Annotated in this window: 12 protein-coding genes; 4 read left to right on the top strand and 8 right to left on the bottom strand. The window is 58.9% G+C overall.

All coding sequences use genetic code 11. The features are described 5' to 3' along the window. Positions 1 to 66: 66 nt before the first annotated feature. From HW554_RS01570 to HW554_RS01560, 3 genes are all read right to left on the bottom strand, one after another. The gene (locus HW554_RS01570) at positions 67 to 420 is read right to left on the bottom strand and encodes a hypothetical protein (protein WP_176906593.1); all 354 of its coding nucleotides are present in this window, start codon (positions 418 to 420) and stop codon (positions 67 to 69) included. Positions 421 to 637: 217 nt separating this feature from the next. Continuing rightward, the gene (locus HW554_RS01565; protein ID WP_176906592.1) at positions 638 to 1,864 is read right to left on the bottom strand and encodes an S-adenosylmethionine:tRNA ribosyltransferase-isomerase; all 1,227 of its coding nucleotides are present in this window, start codon (positions 1,862 to 1,864) and stop codon (positions 638 to 640) included. Between the two features lie 160 nt (positions 1,865 to 2,024). Next, complete coding sequence (locus HW554_RS01560; protein ID WP_176906591.1) at positions 2,025 to 2,792, bottom strand: class I SAM-dependent methyltransferase; 768 nt, start codon at positions 2,790 to 2,792, stop codon at positions 2,025 to 2,027. Between the two features lie 234 nt (positions 2,793 to 3,026). Here HW554_RS01560 and HW554_RS01555 point away from each other — a divergent pair, with 234 nt between their 5' ends. Then, on the top strand, positions 3,027 to 3,629 hold the full coding sequence (locus HW554_RS01555; RefSeq protein ID WP_176906590.1) for a hypothetical protein: 603 nt from the start codon (positions 3,027 to 3,029) through the stop codon (positions 3,627 to 3,629). A 703-nt stretch (positions 3,630 to 4,332) separates the two neighbouring features. Then, complete coding sequence (locus HW554_RS01550; protein ID WP_176906589.1) at positions 4,333 to 4,650, top strand: hypothetical protein; 318 nt, start codon at positions 4,333 to 4,335, stop codon at positions 4,648 to 4,650. 37 nt (positions 4,651 to 4,687) lie between these two features. Here the strand turns inward: HW554_RS01550 and priA are convergent, their stop codons facing one another. From priA to rpsF, 5 genes are all read right to left on the bottom strand, one after another. Then, positions 4,688 to 7,237 (bottom strand): replication restart helicase PriA, encoded by a 2,550-nt coding sequence (priA, locus tag HW554_RS01545; protein WP_176906588.1) that lies wholly within the window; start codon positions 7,235 to 7,237, stop codon positions 4,688 to 4,690. A gap of 320 nt (positions 7,238 to 7,557) precedes the next feature. After that, positions 7,558 to 10,176 (bottom strand): GSCFA domain-containing protein, encoded by a 2,619-nt coding sequence (locus HW554_RS01540; RefSeq protein ID WP_176906587.1) that lies wholly within the window; start codon positions 10,174 to 10,176, stop codon positions 7,558 to 7,560. Between the two features lie 294 nt (positions 10,177 to 10,470). Next, entirely contained in the window at positions 10,471 to 10,914 is a 444-nt protein-coding gene (gene rplI, locus HW554_RS01535) for a 50S ribosomal protein L9 (RefSeq protein WP_176897942.1), read from the bottom strand. 96 nt (positions 10,915 to 11,010) lie between these two features. Then, the gene (gene rpsR, locus HW554_RS01530; RefSeq protein ID WP_019947036.1) at positions 11,011 to 11,262 is read right to left on the bottom strand and encodes a 30S ribosomal protein S18; all 252 of its coding nucleotides are present in this window, start codon (positions 11,260 to 11,262) and stop codon (positions 11,011 to 11,013) included. A 10-nt stretch (positions 11,263 to 11,272) separates the two neighbouring features. Then, positions 11,273 to 11,644, bottom strand: a complete 372-nt coding sequence (gene rpsF, locus HW554_RS01525; protein WP_092738889.1) for a 30S ribosomal protein S6 — start codon at positions 11,642 to 11,644, stop codon at positions 11,273 to 11,275. 467 nt (positions 11,645 to 12,111) lie between these two features. On the opposite strand from rpsF, the gene HW554_RS01520 reads away from it, so the two are divergent. Together HW554_RS01520 and HW554_RS01515 are read left to right on the top strand one after the other, a co-directional pair. Next, entirely contained in the window at positions 12,112 to 13,389 is a 1,278-nt protein-coding gene (locus HW554_RS01520) for a cytochrome c3 family protein (protein ID WP_176906586.1), read from the top strand. Positions 13,390 to 13,553: 164 nt separating this feature from the next. Then, positions 13,554 to 16,583: a TAT-variant-translocated molybdopterin oxidoreductase gene (locus HW554_RS01515; RefSeq protein WP_176906585.1), complete on the top strand. Its 3,030-nt coding sequence runs from the start codon at positions 13,554 to 13,556 to the stop codon at positions 16,581 to 16,583. The last annotated feature ends 79 nt before the right edge of the window (positions 16,584 to 16,662 follow it).

Below are 16,662 nucleotides of genomic sequence, written 5' to 3'. Positions count from 1 at the left end.
TTGCAGTCATAAAAAAAGAGCTTGCCCGAAGGCAAGCTCTTTTTTTATACAAGAAACGAAGTGCGTTTAGTCAACCACGTCTACGGCTTTGTTCTTAACGGCCTTAGCGCCCTTCTTGGTGGCGCGGGCGGCTTTCTTGGCGGCACGGGCGGCTTTATTGGCGGCTTTTTCGGCGAAGTTGCCGGTTGCCTTGGCACCGGTTTCTACTGCGTTGCCGGTTGCGCGGGCGCCGGTTTCTACTGCGTTGCCCGTCGCTTGGGCAGCCTCCACAGTGCCCTGCTTGGCATCCTGGATTACTTCGCCTGCTTTGGTCCGGTCATCGGCAGTAGGAGCGGGGGTAATGGTGGCTGGGGTGCTTTGAGCAAAAGCAGCGGCCGTAGTGAAAACCAGGGCAGCAGCTGTTAGAAATATCTTTTTCATGATGGAAAGCAAGTGGAAAAAAGAACTTGGGGCCTTATACGGCGAAATGCCGAAGACAGCGGGAAATGAGCCGCATAAGACGGTAAACAGGTTTCTGCAACAGTAAAGTTCGCCTGGCTACCATCATGAGCTGGAACCTCCTAAGCTGTCCTTCCGGGTAAGGTCGGGCGCGTGGTTCTGCTCTCCCTTTCCTTCTGCTGGTGGCTTCGCCTGCCGCTCAGGGCAGCAGCAACGACGAGTCGCCGTAGCTGAGGAAGCGGTAGTCGTTGGCCAGGGCGTGCTCGTACACGCGCCGCCAGTCGGGCCCCAGCAGGGCGGCTACTAGCAGCAGCAGCGTGCTTTCGGGCTGATGAAAGTTGGTGATGAGGCCGCGCACCATTCGAAAACGGTAGCCGGGCGCAATCAGCAGTTGGGTGGTGGCGTGCAGCGTATCGGAGCCGGTGAGCTCCAGTTGGGCCAACAGCGCCTCCAGTGCCTGTTGGGTCGATACCTCGGTGTCGGGCTCATAGGGCTGCCACTGACTAACGTGCCAGGTAGGCAGCCGGGCCGGCTGCTGCACCAGCGCCGCCCCAAGCCAGTACAGGCTTTCGAGCGTGCGCAGGCTGGTAGTGCCCACCGGAATGATGGGGTGGCCGGCTGCCAGGTGCGCCAGCAGCCGCCGCAGCGTGTCGGCCGTTACACTGAACGGCTCGCCGTGCATGGGGTGGTCGGCCATCTGGTCGGCCTTCACTGGCTGAAACGTGCCCGCGCCCACATGCAGCGTTACCCGGGCGGCGGCAGTGCGGCGCTCGGCCAGCTCGGCCAGCACGGCATCCGAAAAGTGCAGCCCGGCCGTAGGAGCGGCCACGGCGCCCTCGTGGGCGGCGTACACCGTCTGGTAGCGCACGGCATCCACGTCCGTATCGGGGCGGTTGAGGTAGGGCGGCAGGGGCAGGTGGCCGGCGGCACGCAGCACCTCGGCAAACGGTAGCTCGGCCGGTTCCCAGCTGAAAGCAATCAGGGCGTAGCCGTCGTGCTGCTCGGTGCGCTCGGCCCGGAGGGTGGCCGGCTGGCCGTGGGCTTCGAACTCCAACGTTACGGGGCCTTCTTTCCAGCGGCGGCCGTTGCCCACCAGGCATTTCCACACGCAGGAGCCGGTTTGTTGCATGGCCAACTCAATAGCGCGGTGCGGCGCTACCGGCTCCAGGCAAAACAGCTCCACCATGCCGCCTGTCGGCCGCCGGGCAAACAGCCGCGCCCGCACCACCTTCGTATCGTTGAACACCAGCAGGCTATCGGGCGGTAGCAGTGCGGGCAAGTCGCAGAACGTCCGGTCGCCCAACAACCCCTGCTGATAAACCAGCAGCCGCGACTGGTCGCGGTTGGCCAAGGGCTCGGGCGCAATGCGCTCGGGCGGAAGCTGATAGGTGAAATCGTGAATGGAAAGCCGGCGCGGGTCAGACATTTTTTTTGAGCTGATAGCTATTAGCTGACAGCTGTTAGCTTTTGAGCGAGTATGATAAAGCCGTTTGCTTTTGCCGAAATCTAATCAGCAAAAGCAAACGGCAGCGCAAAGAACGGGAGCTAACAGCCAACAGCTGTCAGCTAATAGCTAAGAAAAAAGCTTATTTCTGGAAAAATAGCAGATGCTGCTGGGGCAGGGTTTCCACCGAGTCGGTGAGGCGCAGGCCTACGGCGGCCATTTCGCGGCGGGCCTGCGCCACGCTCATTTTGTGGATGCGCTTGATGGGTACGTTGGGGTCTTCGGCCCGGTACTCGACCAGCGCCAGCCGGCCGGTGGGCGAGAGTGCCTGACGGATGGCACGGGCCATTTCGCGCGGGTGGTCGAACTCGTGGTAGGCATCTACCAACAGCACCAAATCGACCTGGCCAGCGGGTAGGTTGGGGTTTTGGGTGGTGCCACGCACCGGAATCACGTTGTTGGCTCCCAGCTTTGCCGTGGTTGCGCGCAGGCTGGCCAGCATTTCGGGCTGAATATCGACTGCCAGCACTTTCCCCTGAGGTACCAGCGCGCTCATTTTAAAGGTGAAATAGCCCGTGCCAGCACCAATGTCGGCCACCACATCGGAGGGCTTTAGCTTGAGCGCCCGCAACAGCTGGTCGGTGTCTTCCTCGCGGGCGCGGTTGGAGCGGTCGAGCCAGGAGGCACCCTCGTGGCCCATTACGTGGGCAATCTGGCGGCCCATGTAGTATTTGCCGATACCATTGATATCCTGCGGGGCACGCCGCTCGTAGCCGCTGGTATCGGGAGCAATGTTGGCGCGGCGCTGCTCAATGAGCTGGGCGGCCGTTCCCTCGCTCAGCGACTGGGTACAGGCCCCGATGCCTAGCAGCAGGATTCCCAGCGCACTGATGGGCAGGAATAATCTCATTTGGTTGACCATAAGCGGAAGGCAAATATCGGACTTGCTGCTAACAGAAAGGTCGGTGGAACGGTTCGGTATGGCTTGAGTTAGCGGGTGCGGGCGGCAGTAAGCACTTGGCCACTTGGCCAGAGTCTCCGCACGCCGGCGCATAATTGGATGATTTTTCTGTTTATGTATGCTTATTTTCTAATTTAGCTCGTACAAAACGCTCTCACATTTTCCACTTTTCTTTCTTTTATTATGAAACACTTGTCCAGTCTGTTGCGCAAACTCACCGCTGTAGCGGCCGTTGGTATTGCTCTAACGAGCTGCAACCGCGCCGAGTATGCTATGCTGCCCAAAACGGGCTCGGCTTACCACGGCACCCAGCGGTCTACCATCATCAAGCCAACCCCAGCCCCCGAGGTTGCTGTAGCGCCGCAGGTTGCTGCTGAGGCAGTGGCAATGCCCGAGGCTGTTGTAGCTCCCGTAGCTGCCCCCGCCGCTGTAGCCACAGCTGCACCAGTTGCCAAGGCTGCTCCCGTAACGGCTGCCGCTCCGGCCAAGGGTACCAAAGCCGCCAAGCTTAACTTCATGCAGAAAGCGTTGGTGAATAAAATCACCAAGCAAGCTGATAAGCTGGCGGCCAAAGCCGGCATCGTGAAGAAGTCGTCGGAAACGGCTGCTACCAACCGCCTTGAAGGCAAGTTGCGTCAGGGTCTTATTCTGATGCTGGTGGGCTTGCTGGTAGGCTTACTTGGCGTACTAGGGGGTACTATCGGTGCCATTTTCAGCATCCTTGGCTCCATTATCTTCATCATCGGTGTAGTACTGGTTATTCTGTACCTGCTCGACGAAATCTAGACAAAGCGTACATTGCTATAGAACGCCCCGGTTGCCAGTTGGCAGCCGGGGCGTTTTTCGTGAAGTCTGATTTGAGCGTGGCCCGGAGTGCCGTGAGCGGCTTTATAAGGCATCCGGAGTGCTTTTGTGAAATCTGATTCAGCTGAAAAAGGATTAGATACTACCACGCATTGCAGTACTTTTCATCATCCATTACATAAGGGCCATAGTAGCTCCTTCGTCCCTCTCATACAGCCAACATCTACGCTCAATTTTTATGGTGAGAAGCACATTACTGACCGCTATATTAACATGCACTTTGCTGGCCTGCTGCCAAAGCGCCCGTTTCTCGCCAACCCTCCCGCGAGTCAGTGAGTACGGTGCAGTTCGCCCGCAACCTGCCGATGTGCCGCCGTTGTTAAATAAGTACGCTACCGAGCCGGTGCCATCCGCTGCCTTGCCCCAAGGATCTCCCGACCTGATTGCTGGTCTAACACCTCAACCAGTAGTACAGGTGCGGGATGGCTGGGTAGTCGCTCCGCCCACGTTACTGGTGGCCCTACCCGATACGGCTCTAGAACGCCTGTTGCGACCAACTCCTACCATCCCAGCCGACCCGCTAACAACGGTTGTGAATGTAGGCGGTGCGGTGATGGCGGCTTATGGATTGGGTGTTGCAATAGTTAGTGGCTCTACAGACCCTACACCAACCTCTTGGGGAGGGTTGGCCCAAGGAATCGGGGTTTTGACGGGATTTATTCTGTTTGGTCTAGGGGTTGCACTGCTGTTTGTTCAAGGACCTAAGGGCCGGCGACGTTTACAGAGGGAAGCGCGAGAAATGAATACCACCCCAGAAGCGGTGTTATCTATCAAAAATGAAATTGATAAGCCTTCAGGTAAGAAATTAGGCAAGCAACTTCTCTTAGGCGCTGGAGTTACTTTTGGGATAGGCCTATTACTAGGTTTGGCTGCTTTATTCTGGTGGCTGTCCGCCCTGCTTTTACTAGCAGGATTTACCTTGTTGCTGGTGGGCTCCCAATGAGTTGCACGTGTAGCGCAACACCGCCATTGCAATTCGCCTACATCGGGTCTACGTCGGCAGCCAGGCGCACCTGCTTGAACTCCTTCTGGTCGCGCACTATGTCCATGGCGGCTATCACGTCGGCTTTGGCGGCTTTGAGCACGGTGTGCTCGCGGCTGAGCTTGATGGTGATTTCCTGGAGGTAGAAGTTGCGGATGCGGAAGATATAGGGCGCCTCGGGCCCCAGCACGGCCTCGCGGCCCAGCCGGTTTACCAGCTCCTGGGTCAGCAGCAGCGCCGCCCGCTCGCCCACCGTTACATCCACGTGCTTCACCGTGAGGCGGATGATGCGCATAAACGGCGGGTAGCCGTGCTCCCGGCGCTGGGTTATTTCGTACTCGTAGAACTCCAGGTAGTCGTTGCGCATCACCTTGTCGAAGATGACCTGCTCGGGGTCGGCCGTTTGGATAATCACGCGGCCCTTCTTGCCCTTGCGGCCCGCCCGCCCGCTCACCTGCACAAACATCTGGAAGGCCCGCTCGTGGGCCCGGAAGTCGGGGTAGTGAATGATGGAGTCGGCGTTGATGATGCCCACCAGGCTCACGTTGGCAAAGTCGAGGCCCTTGGTCACCATCTGAGTGCCCACCAGCACGTTGGTTTTCTGCTGCTCGAAGTCGGAAATAATCTGCTGATACGAATTCTTGGCGCGGGTCGTGTCCAGGTCCATGCGCTGCACGTTGGCCTGGGGCAGCATCACCTTCAAGTCATCCTCGATTTTTTCGGTGCCGAAGCCTACGGTTTTCACGTTGCGCGAACCACAGGCGGGGCACTGGGTAGGCATCCGGTCGTGATGGCCGCAGTAGTGGCAGCGCAGCTCGTGGGCCTGCTTGTGGTAGCTGAGGCTCACGGCGCAGTTGGTGCATTTGGGTATCCAGCCACAGTCGAGGCAGTTGATGAACGGGGCGTAGCCGCGGCGGTTCTGGAACAGAATCACCTGCTCCTGCTGGGCCAGCTTGCTCTCCATTTCCGCCATCAACTCGGGCGTGAAGTGGTTGAGCATGGTCTTCTGCTCCCGACTCTTTCGGGTATCTACGAGTACGATTTCGGGCAGGCCCGCCTCGCCGAAGCGCTTGGTCAGGCTCACCAGCCCGTACCGCCCGGCGCGGGCCTGGTAGTAAGTTTCCACGGCCGGCGTGGCCGAACCGAGTAGCGTTTTGCTGCCCTGGAAGTGGGCCATCATCAGGGCCACCTCACGGGCGTTGTAGCGCGGGGCCGGGTCGTACTGCTTATAGCTCGACTCATGCTCCTCGTCCACAATCGTGAGCGAGAGATTATCAAAGGGCAGAAACACGGCCGAGCGTACGCCTACCACTACCTGAAACCGGCCCGAGAGCACCCCGTTCCACACTTCTACCCGCTCGTTGTCGGAGAACTTGGAGTGGTACACGCCCAGCCGCGAGCCGAACACCCGCATGAGCCGGGTGACAATCTGGGCCGTAAGGGCAATTTCGGGCAGCAGGTACAGCACCTGCCCGCCACCATCCAGCGCCTGCTTTATCAGGTCGATGTAGATTTCGGTTTTGCCCGCGCCCGTTACGCCGTGCAGCAGCACAATGTCTTTGGTTTGAAACTCGCGCATCACCGCGTCGCGGGCTTCCACCTGCGTCTCGCTCAGCGTGAAGTGCATGTTGGCCTGGGCATCATCCTCATCCAACGGAAAGCGCGATACAATCTGGTCGAACTGCTCCAGAATGCCGTTTTTGATAAGCGTGTTCACCGCCGAGGGCGACAGGTGCGGAGCCGACGTAAGGGCCGCTTTTTCGAGGCCCCGGTGGTTGGCGTGCTCACTTTGATACACGGGTACCCGCTGCAGGTAGCGCATCACCACATCGAGCTGCTTGGCCTTGCTGGCCAGCTGCCCGAACAGCTCCTCCAAGGCCGCCTCGGCTACGTAGCGGTGCGCCAGCCGCACCTTCTTCACCACTTTGGGCGAAAATTTGTCCTTGAGGTGCTCGAACAGGAACACCACATCCTTCTGCATCAACGACTTGATGTACTTGTGGAAGGAGGCAATGCCCAGCACCTCGCCCACCTCAGTAAACGTCAGCGACTTGCCTACTTCCTCGCCGGTGCTCAGCGCGTCCACCACCTTCTGCTCCTGCTCGCCGAGTGGGTAGGGGTGATTGTCCGGCTCGTAGGCCGGGTGCAGCTGCACCCGGCTTTCGGAACTGAGCTTGAGGGCCGAGGGCAACGCTGCATTTATCACCTCGCCCAGCGTGCAGAGGTAGTACTCGGCAATCCAGCCGAACAGCTTTAGCTGGGGCTGGGTCACCACGGGCGCATCGTCGATAAATTCGAGGATGTACTTGGCCTGGTACGCGGCGGGCGGCGTCTGGTGCACGGCCGCCACAATGCAGCTAAGCGTCCGTTTGGCCCCGAATTGTACCAGCACGCGCCCGCCAATTACCACCTGGTCGCTCAGCTCGAACGGTACGCGGTAGGTGTAGAGGCGGGGCAGCGGCAGGGGCAGAATAACGTCGGCGAACAGCGTGACGCGGTCGGCCGCCGGTTCCGGCGCGGGCTGTACAAAATCAAACGAAAGACTCAACAGAAGGCAAAAACAGAAACATAAATACCGGCTGGCCGGCAGCAGCCCGCGGTGGCGGAACAGGTAGTAAAGATACAGCACCGGCCGGCCCCGCGGAAGCTGTTAGCGCAAATTCCACCCGTTGCTACCATCATGTTGGGCGCTTGATGCAATGAGGCAGGAGCTTGCCCGAATTGCCAGCCGATTTTGTGTGCAGACGACAGTTCGGGCCTGGTAGCTGCTATTGCAAGCTGCGCAGTTGCAGTGAAAACTGACTGTCTGTGAAGTAGTGCAAATTCCCTATAAACACAAAACCCAGCCGGTGGGGCTGGGTTTTGTGTTTACTGCGCTTCTGGCTTTTTGGGCCCAGACTTCTTGGCTGGTTTGGCGGCTGTTCGGGCTTTGGCCGGAGCCGTCTTGGCAGCAGTAAGCTTCGGATCAGCTACAGCCTTCTCGGCCGCTGCTTTGGGCTTGGCTGCGGCTTTAGGAGTTTTTTTGGGGGGTGCCTCGCTGGTCGCCTTCGGCTTCGCTTTGGCTGGTGCTTTAGGCTTGGCAGGGGCGGCTGGCTTTGGCAGGGCAGGTTCAGTGGTAGCAGCAGCCTGAGGTGTTGCCGCAACTTTCGGTTTGGCAGCAGCTCGCTTTCGGACCGGAGCCTTGGCAGCTTCCGGTGCTGGCTGGGCAGCAGCTTTCGGTGGCGCAGCTTCGGTTGCTACAGCGGCGGTAGTCGCTTTAGGCTGCGCAGCGGGCTTGCGGCGAGCAGGCCGGGCCGCCGGTTTAGCAGCGGCAGGCTCTGGTGTTACTGGAGCGGCAGGAGCGGGTGTGGCTACCGGAGTCGCTGCTGCTGGCGCAGCTTCAACGGGTGCCGGTTCGGCTGGAGTAGCTGATGCAACTGCCGGCTGCCGGGGCGCTTTCGGCCTTGGGGTGCGCTTCTTTGCGGCTGGCTTCTCGCTTACCTCAGCAGATGCTGGTACGGCCGGGCTCGGCATCACCGGCTCAGTGGTGTTGCTCTCCGTGGGCGTAGTCGTTGCCGCGGGAGCCGTATCAGCAGCAATAGGTGCAGGGCCTTCGGCATCGATGGCGTAAAGCGGCTGGCGGCCGGGGCGGCCACCATAACGTGGGGCCTGCTCGCGCTTGTTGCCCCGACGGTTATTCCGGCTACGACGGGCTTCGGGCGTTGTTTCGTCTGCTTCCGGTGTGGCCGGCTCGGTGTCGTCGGTGCTGGCTGGCTCGATTGGGCTGTCAGCAGAGGGCGTGGGCTGCGGGCGGGGTTGGCGCAACTGTGCTTCCGTCACGTACACCACTTCCGATGCCGGTTCCTCCTGGTCATCAGGCTGAACAGTATTGGCCGAAGTACGGGGCAATGGCGCATCGGGCAGTGGCGCGGGCGCAGTGGCTACAGCGCTGCCCTCGGGCTGCCCTTCGGTGTGGCCCTGCTCAGCGGCCAAGCGGGCGTGCTTGCGCTTGGTGCGCTTGGCTCCACCCCGCGAACGGCGCTTTTTACGGCGGGCCGCTTCCTCAGGCGTCTCTGGCTCACCCGATTCATCGGCTTCGTCAGTTTCGTCGTCCTCATCAGTTTCGACCTCATCTGTCAGGTCGGTGCTGGTGGGCGAGTAGGCGTGGTCGTAAGCCGATTCAGCCGACACAGTCGAATCAGCGGATTCAGTTGTGTCAGTCGTATCGGTTTCTTCGGCTTCCGTCTCTTCGGCATCCTCTACCAGTAAGCCGGAACCGGGCCGGATGAGGCTGGCCTGGGATGTAAGCCGGGTCTTGGCAAACACCGCCCGGTTGATTTCCTTCTTCGCAGGTTGCTTCTTGCCGGCTTCCGGCTTAGTAGCTGGCTCAATGGCGGCAGCTACTACCGGCGCAGCGGCAACGGGCTGTACTTTCGGGGTCGCGGCCTGGTCATCGAACGAGCCGATGTCGATGCGCTCCTCGCCATCATCGTATACCTCCTCCTCTATAGGTGCCGGAGCCTTGGGCTCGGGCAGGTTGGCCAGTTCGCGCTCCACATGCAGCAGCTCCATGCGCACATCGGCTGTGGTGCTGAGCTTGCGCAGGCGTTCGAGCGTACTTTCCAGGAAGGCGCGGTGCTCGGGGGCAGCCGGGTGCAGGGGCCGGTGGCCCAGGTTCTGCCGGATGCCTTCCCACTCCTTCTTAAAGCGCCCGAAAGCCGCGTCGAAGTAGGTGCGCGTAAACTTGTCCCACACGTAGTTCTCGGCCGACTCCGAGAGGTGTAGCATATCGGTGGCGTAAAAGCGGTAGTCGCGCAGGTCGTCTACCAGCAGCTCGTAGGCCGGGAAGTAGGTAACATCGGGCAGCAGCTCGCTCAGGTAATGGCAGGCCACGCGCAGCATCGCCTTGCTGGCCGAGTTCAGCACCAGCGTATCCTTAAGATGGCGCACAGGGCTCACTGTCAGTACAAAACGCAGCTTAGGATTTACCCGGCGCAGATACGCGTGGGTTTCGGCAACGGCTGCAATAATTTCATCGGCCGTCAGCAGCTCCTTGTCGAACTGGTCGGCCGCAACCTTATGGCAGTTGCTCACCAGCTCGTCGGTTTCACGCAGGCGGTAAGCAAAGGCCGAGCCCAGCGTGAGTACCACCACATCGGCCGTGGCCAGGAACACCCCTACCTCGCGGGTTAGCTCGTTGATATGCTGCAACAGCTCCACCGGCGAGTCGGCCCCAATTTCGGCGTGCAGGTCGTAGCTCTGCCAGCGGCCACGGGCCTCTACCAAGTGCTGTTGCCAGTCAACATCCTCGCCGGCCGCCGCGCGTAGCAGCTTGCAGGCCGAGATGGGGTTGAACACAGTGCCAAACGGGTTAACCAGCGTCGCGACCTTGAACTCGGTCAGGCGCGCGCCGATAGCATCCGAAAAGCAGGAGCCCAGCGTGAGCACCCGGGCCGAGGGCGGCAACTGGTGGGGGAGGGGCGTAAGCGGGATTTCAGTACGAAACATTGGGCTGAATTAGACCCCGAACGGGCCAACGGGCAGGCAACCTACTCAACCGCCCGCTTCCGGCCAAACGGACCGGTCAGCGGGGCGCATTGCCTATGTGGAAACGCGGCTCAGTTGCTGCCTTTAAGATGGGAGAGAAGACCGGCACAAACTTCAAAAAAGAAGCCAGCCAGACGGGTATACGAACAAAGGTCGTAATAAGTAGGGCAGTTTATGCCGTGGCCAATAAACAAAACGCCCGGCTGCTAAAGCAACCGGGCGTTTTGTTTGCCTCAATGGCGTTTCTGTGGCAGCCTACTCGGCCACTACGTTGAAACGAATCTTGTGCTTCACCTCGCGGTGCAGGTCGGCCGAAGCAGTGTACTCGCCTACCGACGTGGGGTCGGTATCGAACGAGAGACGCTTGCGGTCTACCTCGATGCCCTTCGCCTTGAGGGCGTCGGAGAGCTGCAGTGTGGTTACGCGGCCGAAAATTTTGCCGCTTTCACCCACCTTAGCCGGGATGTCGAGTACCATGTCACCGATCTGGTCGGCCAGGCCCTGGGCATCGCCCTTCACCTTGTCGGCCTTGTGAGCGGCCTGACGGACGTTCTCGGCAACGATTTTCTTGTTGGTTTTGTCGGCCAGTACGGCCAGGCCCTGGGGCATCAGGTAATTGCGGCCGTAGCCGGGCTTTACCGTCACGAGGTCGTTCTTGTAGCCGAGGCCCTTAACGTCGTCTTTCAGAAATACTTCCATGTCTTTTTTGAGTTGCTAGTTGTTAGTTGTCAGTTGTTAGATTCAAAAGGTCTGCTTCAGCTAACAACTGACAACCGACAACTAAATACCAACAACTTATTTCAACGAGTCGGTTACGTAGGGCATCAGGGCCAGGTGGCGCGCCTTGGCTACTGCCTGGGCTACTTTACGCTGGAACTTGAGGCTGGTGCCGGTAATACGACGGGGCAGAATACGGCCCTGCTCGTTGACGAACTTCAGCAGGAAGTTCGGGTCTTTGTAGTCGACGTACTTGATACCGGCTTTCTGAAAGCGGCAGTACTTCTTACGGGCGTCCTGCTTGTGCAGACGCTCGTTGGCGAGACTCATTTTACGTTGCTTAGCCAACTGCTTCGGACGTTTTAGGTTTGGGTTGATTCATTTCGCCTTTGCGACGACGGCCAGCGTATTCCAGGGCGTACTTATCCAGTACGGTAGTCAGGAAACGGATGACGCGCTCATCACGACGGAAGGCCAGCTCCAGCACATCTACGATGTTGCCTTCGCCGGTGAACTCCACGAGGAAATAATACCCGGTGTTTTTTTTCTCGATCGGGTAGGCCAGCTTTTTAAGGCCCCACGATTCAAGGTTGATGATGTCGGCGCTATTTTCCTTAAGCACCTGCGAGAACTTCTCGACCGTCTCTTGCACTTGGCTCTCGTTCAACACGGGAGTCAGAATGAAGACCGTCTCGTAATTTCTTACTGCCATTACGACGGGGTGGAATATGATGTGAAAAAATAAATGAGGGGCAAAGGTATGCTTTTTAGCCGCAATAACCAGCTATATTCAAGTAGATTACAGGGAAAGTTTTGCCTCTCAGCTTTTTGACTGTCCAGCCTCAAACCTTATCCTTGTAACGAGGGTTTTTTTGCCGAGCCGAATAGGTTGCAGCCCTTGTGCGGCGGCCGGGCCCGAATTGAGGTGTTCAGGCAGGTACTGGGTTGCTAGAAAGCAACAAAATAATAGAGCTTAGAATAAGTCTAAGCTTGCCGCGGAGGGCGAAAAATAGCCCCCGTTGGTTTGTTCTCTGGCTTTCCCAAGTTACATTTGTGGCCTTGAAGCACCCCCGCGTTTCTTTTTTTTAGCTAATCTGTGCGATGGATAGCATCCGACTACGTTCCCTTCCCCGCCTCTTTCTTGCTCTGCTTCTGTTCTTTGTCAGCTTTGGTTATGCCATGGCCCAAGGAGTCCAGTCGGATGGGGCAGAGGTGGCGACTTCTAACAACCCCAGCGACATTGGCGTAACGCCCGGCACCGTAGCCGCCGCTGCGCCGGCCGCCGCTGCCGGTACCACCACCGCCGACCCGGCCGCCATTGCCGCCGGTGATGCGCTGTTCAAAGGCAATTGCGCCCAGTGCCACGCCATCAACGAAGTGGTAGTGGGACCAGCCATGGCCGGCATCACCAAGCGTCGGCCCATGTCGTGGATCATTCCTTGGATCAAGAACTCCAGCAAGGTGGTAGCTTCCGGCGACGAGTACGCCGTGAAAATCTACAATCAGTACCAGAAGCAGCAGATGCCGAGCTTCCAGCTCTCGGATGCCGAAATCACGTCTATCGTTGCCTACATTACTTCGGAAGAGGGTAAGCCTACGGGCGCAGCCACTGGCCTGACTGCCCAGTCGGGTGATGCTGCCGCAGTGGATGGTACAGCTGCTGCAAACGGTGAGGCCAGCAGCTCCATGAACATCCTGCTGATTGTGCTGGTAGTGGTGCTGATTGTACTGGTGGTAACGCTGGTTATTATTGCCAACATCATGAAGGACGTGCTGCGCGGCCGCAAGGACCTCGATGGCCGCGACCGGGAGCAGATTGAGGAGCGTTTCGACTACAGCCGTATCTACAAGTCGACGGCTGTACGCGGTATCGTGGGCACCGTGTTTGTGCTGGCTGTGCTCTACGAAACTATTCAGGGTGCCATGGGCGTAGGCCTGAGCCAAGGCTACCAGCCTACCCAGCCTATTGCTTTTTCGCACAAGCTGCACGCCGGCGAAAACCAGATCAACTGCGCTTACTGCCACACTTCGGTGTACAAGGGCAAATCTGCCAACATTCCGTCGCCTAACATCTGTATGAACTGCCACTCGCAGATCAAGACGGAGTCGCCGGAAATCAAGAAGATTTACCGTGCCATCGAGCGCAAACAGCCTATCCAGTGGGTGCGGGTACACAACATCCCGGATCTGGCCTATTTCAACCACTCCCAGCATACCCAAGTGGCCGGTCTGGAGTGCGTAACCTGCCACGGTCCTATCGAGAACATGGAAGTGGTTTACCAGTACTCGGCCCTCACAATGGGCTGGTGCATCAACTGCCACCGCGAAACGCCGCTCAACACCAAGGGCAACGGCTACTACGACAACCTCGTGAAGCTGCACGACTCCAAGAACGGCGCAGTTCCCTTCACGGTATCGTCGAATGGCGGCACCGAGTGCTCGAAGTGCCACTACTAAGCGCTTAGTGCGGTAAGCCTGGAGAGCAATCAAAATTGCTCTTGTCAGCCTTCAGCGCAATAAGATCAACACACAACTTCCCAAGTCAAGACAAGCACCCTCTTGCGGACCGCAGGGCGTCGAACATAAGACCCCCAGTGCGCAGGAACCCAAGCCCCCAACAAATGCAAGAGTCGCCCAAGTACTGGAAGGGAATTGAGGAACTGGAAAACTCGCCGGAGTTCATCAAGAACGCCATGACCGAGTTTGCCGACTTCATGCCGGTGAAGGAAGGCCACGGTTCGACGGATGCGACAGTTGCCCCGCGCCGCGACTTTCTGAAGCTGATGGGCTTCGGATTGGCCGCCGCGACGCTGGCCAGCTGCGAAGCGCCCGTCCGTAAGGCTATTCCTTACCTCAACAAGCCCGAGGAAGTAGATCCTACCATTGCCAACTTCTACGCCTCCACGTTCTTCAACGGCCAGGATTATAATGCCGTGCTCGTGAAATGCCGTGAGGGTCGGCCGATCAAGCTGGAGGGCAACCCCGAGTCGCCCATCACGGGTGGCGGCTTGTCGGCTCGTGGCCAGGCAGCTGTCCTGAGCCTGTATGATAATGCCCGGCTGCAGTTCTTTACCAAAAAGGGCCAGCGCATTGCTACCGATCAGCTCGACCAAGAAGTACGGGCCGCATTGGCCGGTGCGGGCCGCGTGGCCATCGTGTCGCCGACTATCATCAGCCCCTCGACCAAAAAAGTAATCAACGAGTTTACCGCCCGCTTCGGTGGGGGCGAGCATGTGATGTACGACGTGAACTCGTCGTCGGCACTTCTCCGGGCTAATGGCGGCGTACTGCCGGCCTATGATTTCAGCAAGGCCGACGTTATTGTGAGCCTTGACGCCGACTTCCTGGGTACCTGGATTTCGCCCGTGGAGTTTGCCCGCCAGTACGTGGAGAACCGCAAGGTATCGAGCGAGCGGCGTGCCATGTCGAAGCACTACCAGTTTGAAACCAACCTCTCGCTTACCGGCTCCAACGCCGATGTTCGCGAGTCGCTGAAGCCTTCGGCCATGGGTGCGGCCACAGCCGACCTGTATAATGCCGTAGTGGGAGGGGGCGTTGCCCCAGCCTCCAAGAAGCTCGCCGAGGCGGCGGCCGCCCTGCGTCGCGCCGGTTCGCGCGGCCTTGTCGTATCGGGCATCAACGACCCCGGCATCCAGACGCTGGTAGCCGCTATCAACCAGAACCTCGGCTCAGCCGCTGTCGATACAGCTAACCCTTCCTACGTACGCCAGGGCGACGACGCCCGCATGGCCCGTCTGATCAAGGACATCATCGCCGGTCAGATTGGCGCAGTGATTTTCTACAATGCCAACCCCGTGTACGACCACCCAATGGGTGCCGAACTGGGCAAAGCACTGCAGGCTGGCAAAGTAAAAACCAGCATTTCGCTTAACGACCGGCTCGACGAAACCGGCAAGCTGTGCCTTTACGCCGCTCCCGACCACCATTTCCTGGAATCGTGGAATGACTATGAGCCCAAGCGCGGCTACCTGAGCTTGGCCCAGCCCGTCATTACGCCACTGTTTGCCACCCGTCAGGCGCAGGATTCGCTCCTGACTTGGGCCGGTAACCCGACCACTTACTACAACTACCTCCGCCAGCAGTGGCAGGGCGTATTAGGCAGCGCGGGCTTCGTGAAAGCTTGGGATAAAGTTGTGCACGATGGCGTAGCCCGCGGCTCGGCTCTGCCCGCTCCGGTTGCCCAGTTGGAGCCCGCAATGGATACGAATAGCGCCATGAGCGCGATTCGTGCCAACAAGGGCGCTGGCATTGAGCTGGCTGTTTACGAGAAAGTAGGCCTTGGTAACGGCGCCCAAGCCAACAACCCTTGGCTGCAGGAGTTGCCCGACCCGATTTCGAAGGCTACCTGGGGTAACTACGTAACTGTTCCCCGCGCTTATGCCGTGGAGCAGAAGTGGGAGCAGGGTGATGTAGTGAAGGTAACGGCCAACGGCAAGAGTATTCAGCTACCCATCCTGATTCAGCCCGGCCAAGCTACCGGCACTATCGGTATTGCCATCGGCTACGGCCGCGAGGCTGCCGGTAAAGTTGCCGACCAGGTTGGTGCTAACGTGCTGCCGCTGCTGACGATGCGTAACGGCACTATCAACTACACCACCTCGGTGCAGATTGAGGCTACCGGCACCCAGTCGCCGATTGCTCAGACCCAGACCCACCACACCATCATGGACCGCGAAGAAGTGGTGCAGGTGGCGTCGCTGAAGGAGTACCAGAAGAACCCCAAAGAGGTAACCAACTACATCAGAATTTCGACCCCCGACGGACTGGAGGCTCCTCGTAAAGTGTCGCTGTGGCAGGACTACGAGTACAAGAACCACCACTGGGGGATGGCCATCGACCTTAACTCGTGCATCGGTTGCGGTGCGTGCGTAGTTGGGTGTCAGGCCGAGAACAACGTGGCCGTAGTAGGCAAGCAGGAGGTTATCAACCGCCGCGAGATGCACTGGATGCGCATCGACCGCTACTACAGCTCCGACGCTAATAAAGAGCAGTTTGACGAGAAGGGCAAGCTCGACACCTACGCGGCTATGGAAGATCCGTCGGCCAACCCGTCGGTGGTGTTCCAGCCCCTCATGTGCCAGCACTGCAATCACGCTCCCTGCGAAACGGTTTGCCCGGTACTGGCTACTACCCACAGTTCGGAAGGTCTCAACCAGATGACCTACAACCGTTGCGTAGGTACCCGCTACTGCGCCAACAACTGCCCGTACAAGGTGCGTCGCTTCAACTGGTTCTCGTACTACAGCAACGAGAAGTTCGAAGCTGTAAACGGCCACATGTTCACCGACCTGGGTCGCATGGTACTCAACCCCGATGTAACGGTGCGCGCCCGCGGCGTGATGGAGAAGTGCTCCATGTGCGTGCAGCGGATTCAGCTTGGTAAGCTGGAGGCTAAGAAGGAGAAGCGTCGCCCCCGGGATGGGGAAGTTGTTTCGGCCTGTGCTCAGTCGTGCCCTACCCAAGCCATCGTATTCGGCGATATGCGTGACCCCGAGTCGCGCCTGTCGCAGCTGTTGCGCCGCGAAGATGGGGAGCGGGCTTTCCACGCCCTGGACTCCATCAACGTGCAGCCCAACATCACCTACCTGACCAAAATCCGTAACACGGATCAACTCGATTTCAACGTTTAAACTATCGGTGCTTAGCTTGTTGGGGATTTAGGGAGTTGGTTTTATAGCGCCAGTTCATTCGCCACGAAGCCAAGTCCCC

Origin of the sequence: Hymenobacter lapidiphilus (genome assembly GCF_013377885.1) — a bacterium.
GTDB classification, from domain to species: Bacteria; Bacteroidota; Bacteroidia; order Cytophagales; family Hymenobacteraceae; genus Hymenobacter; species Hymenobacter lapidiphilus.
The sequence above is the reverse complement of the archived record's forward strand: the minus strand, read 5'-3'. Positions and strand labels throughout refer to the sequence as shown.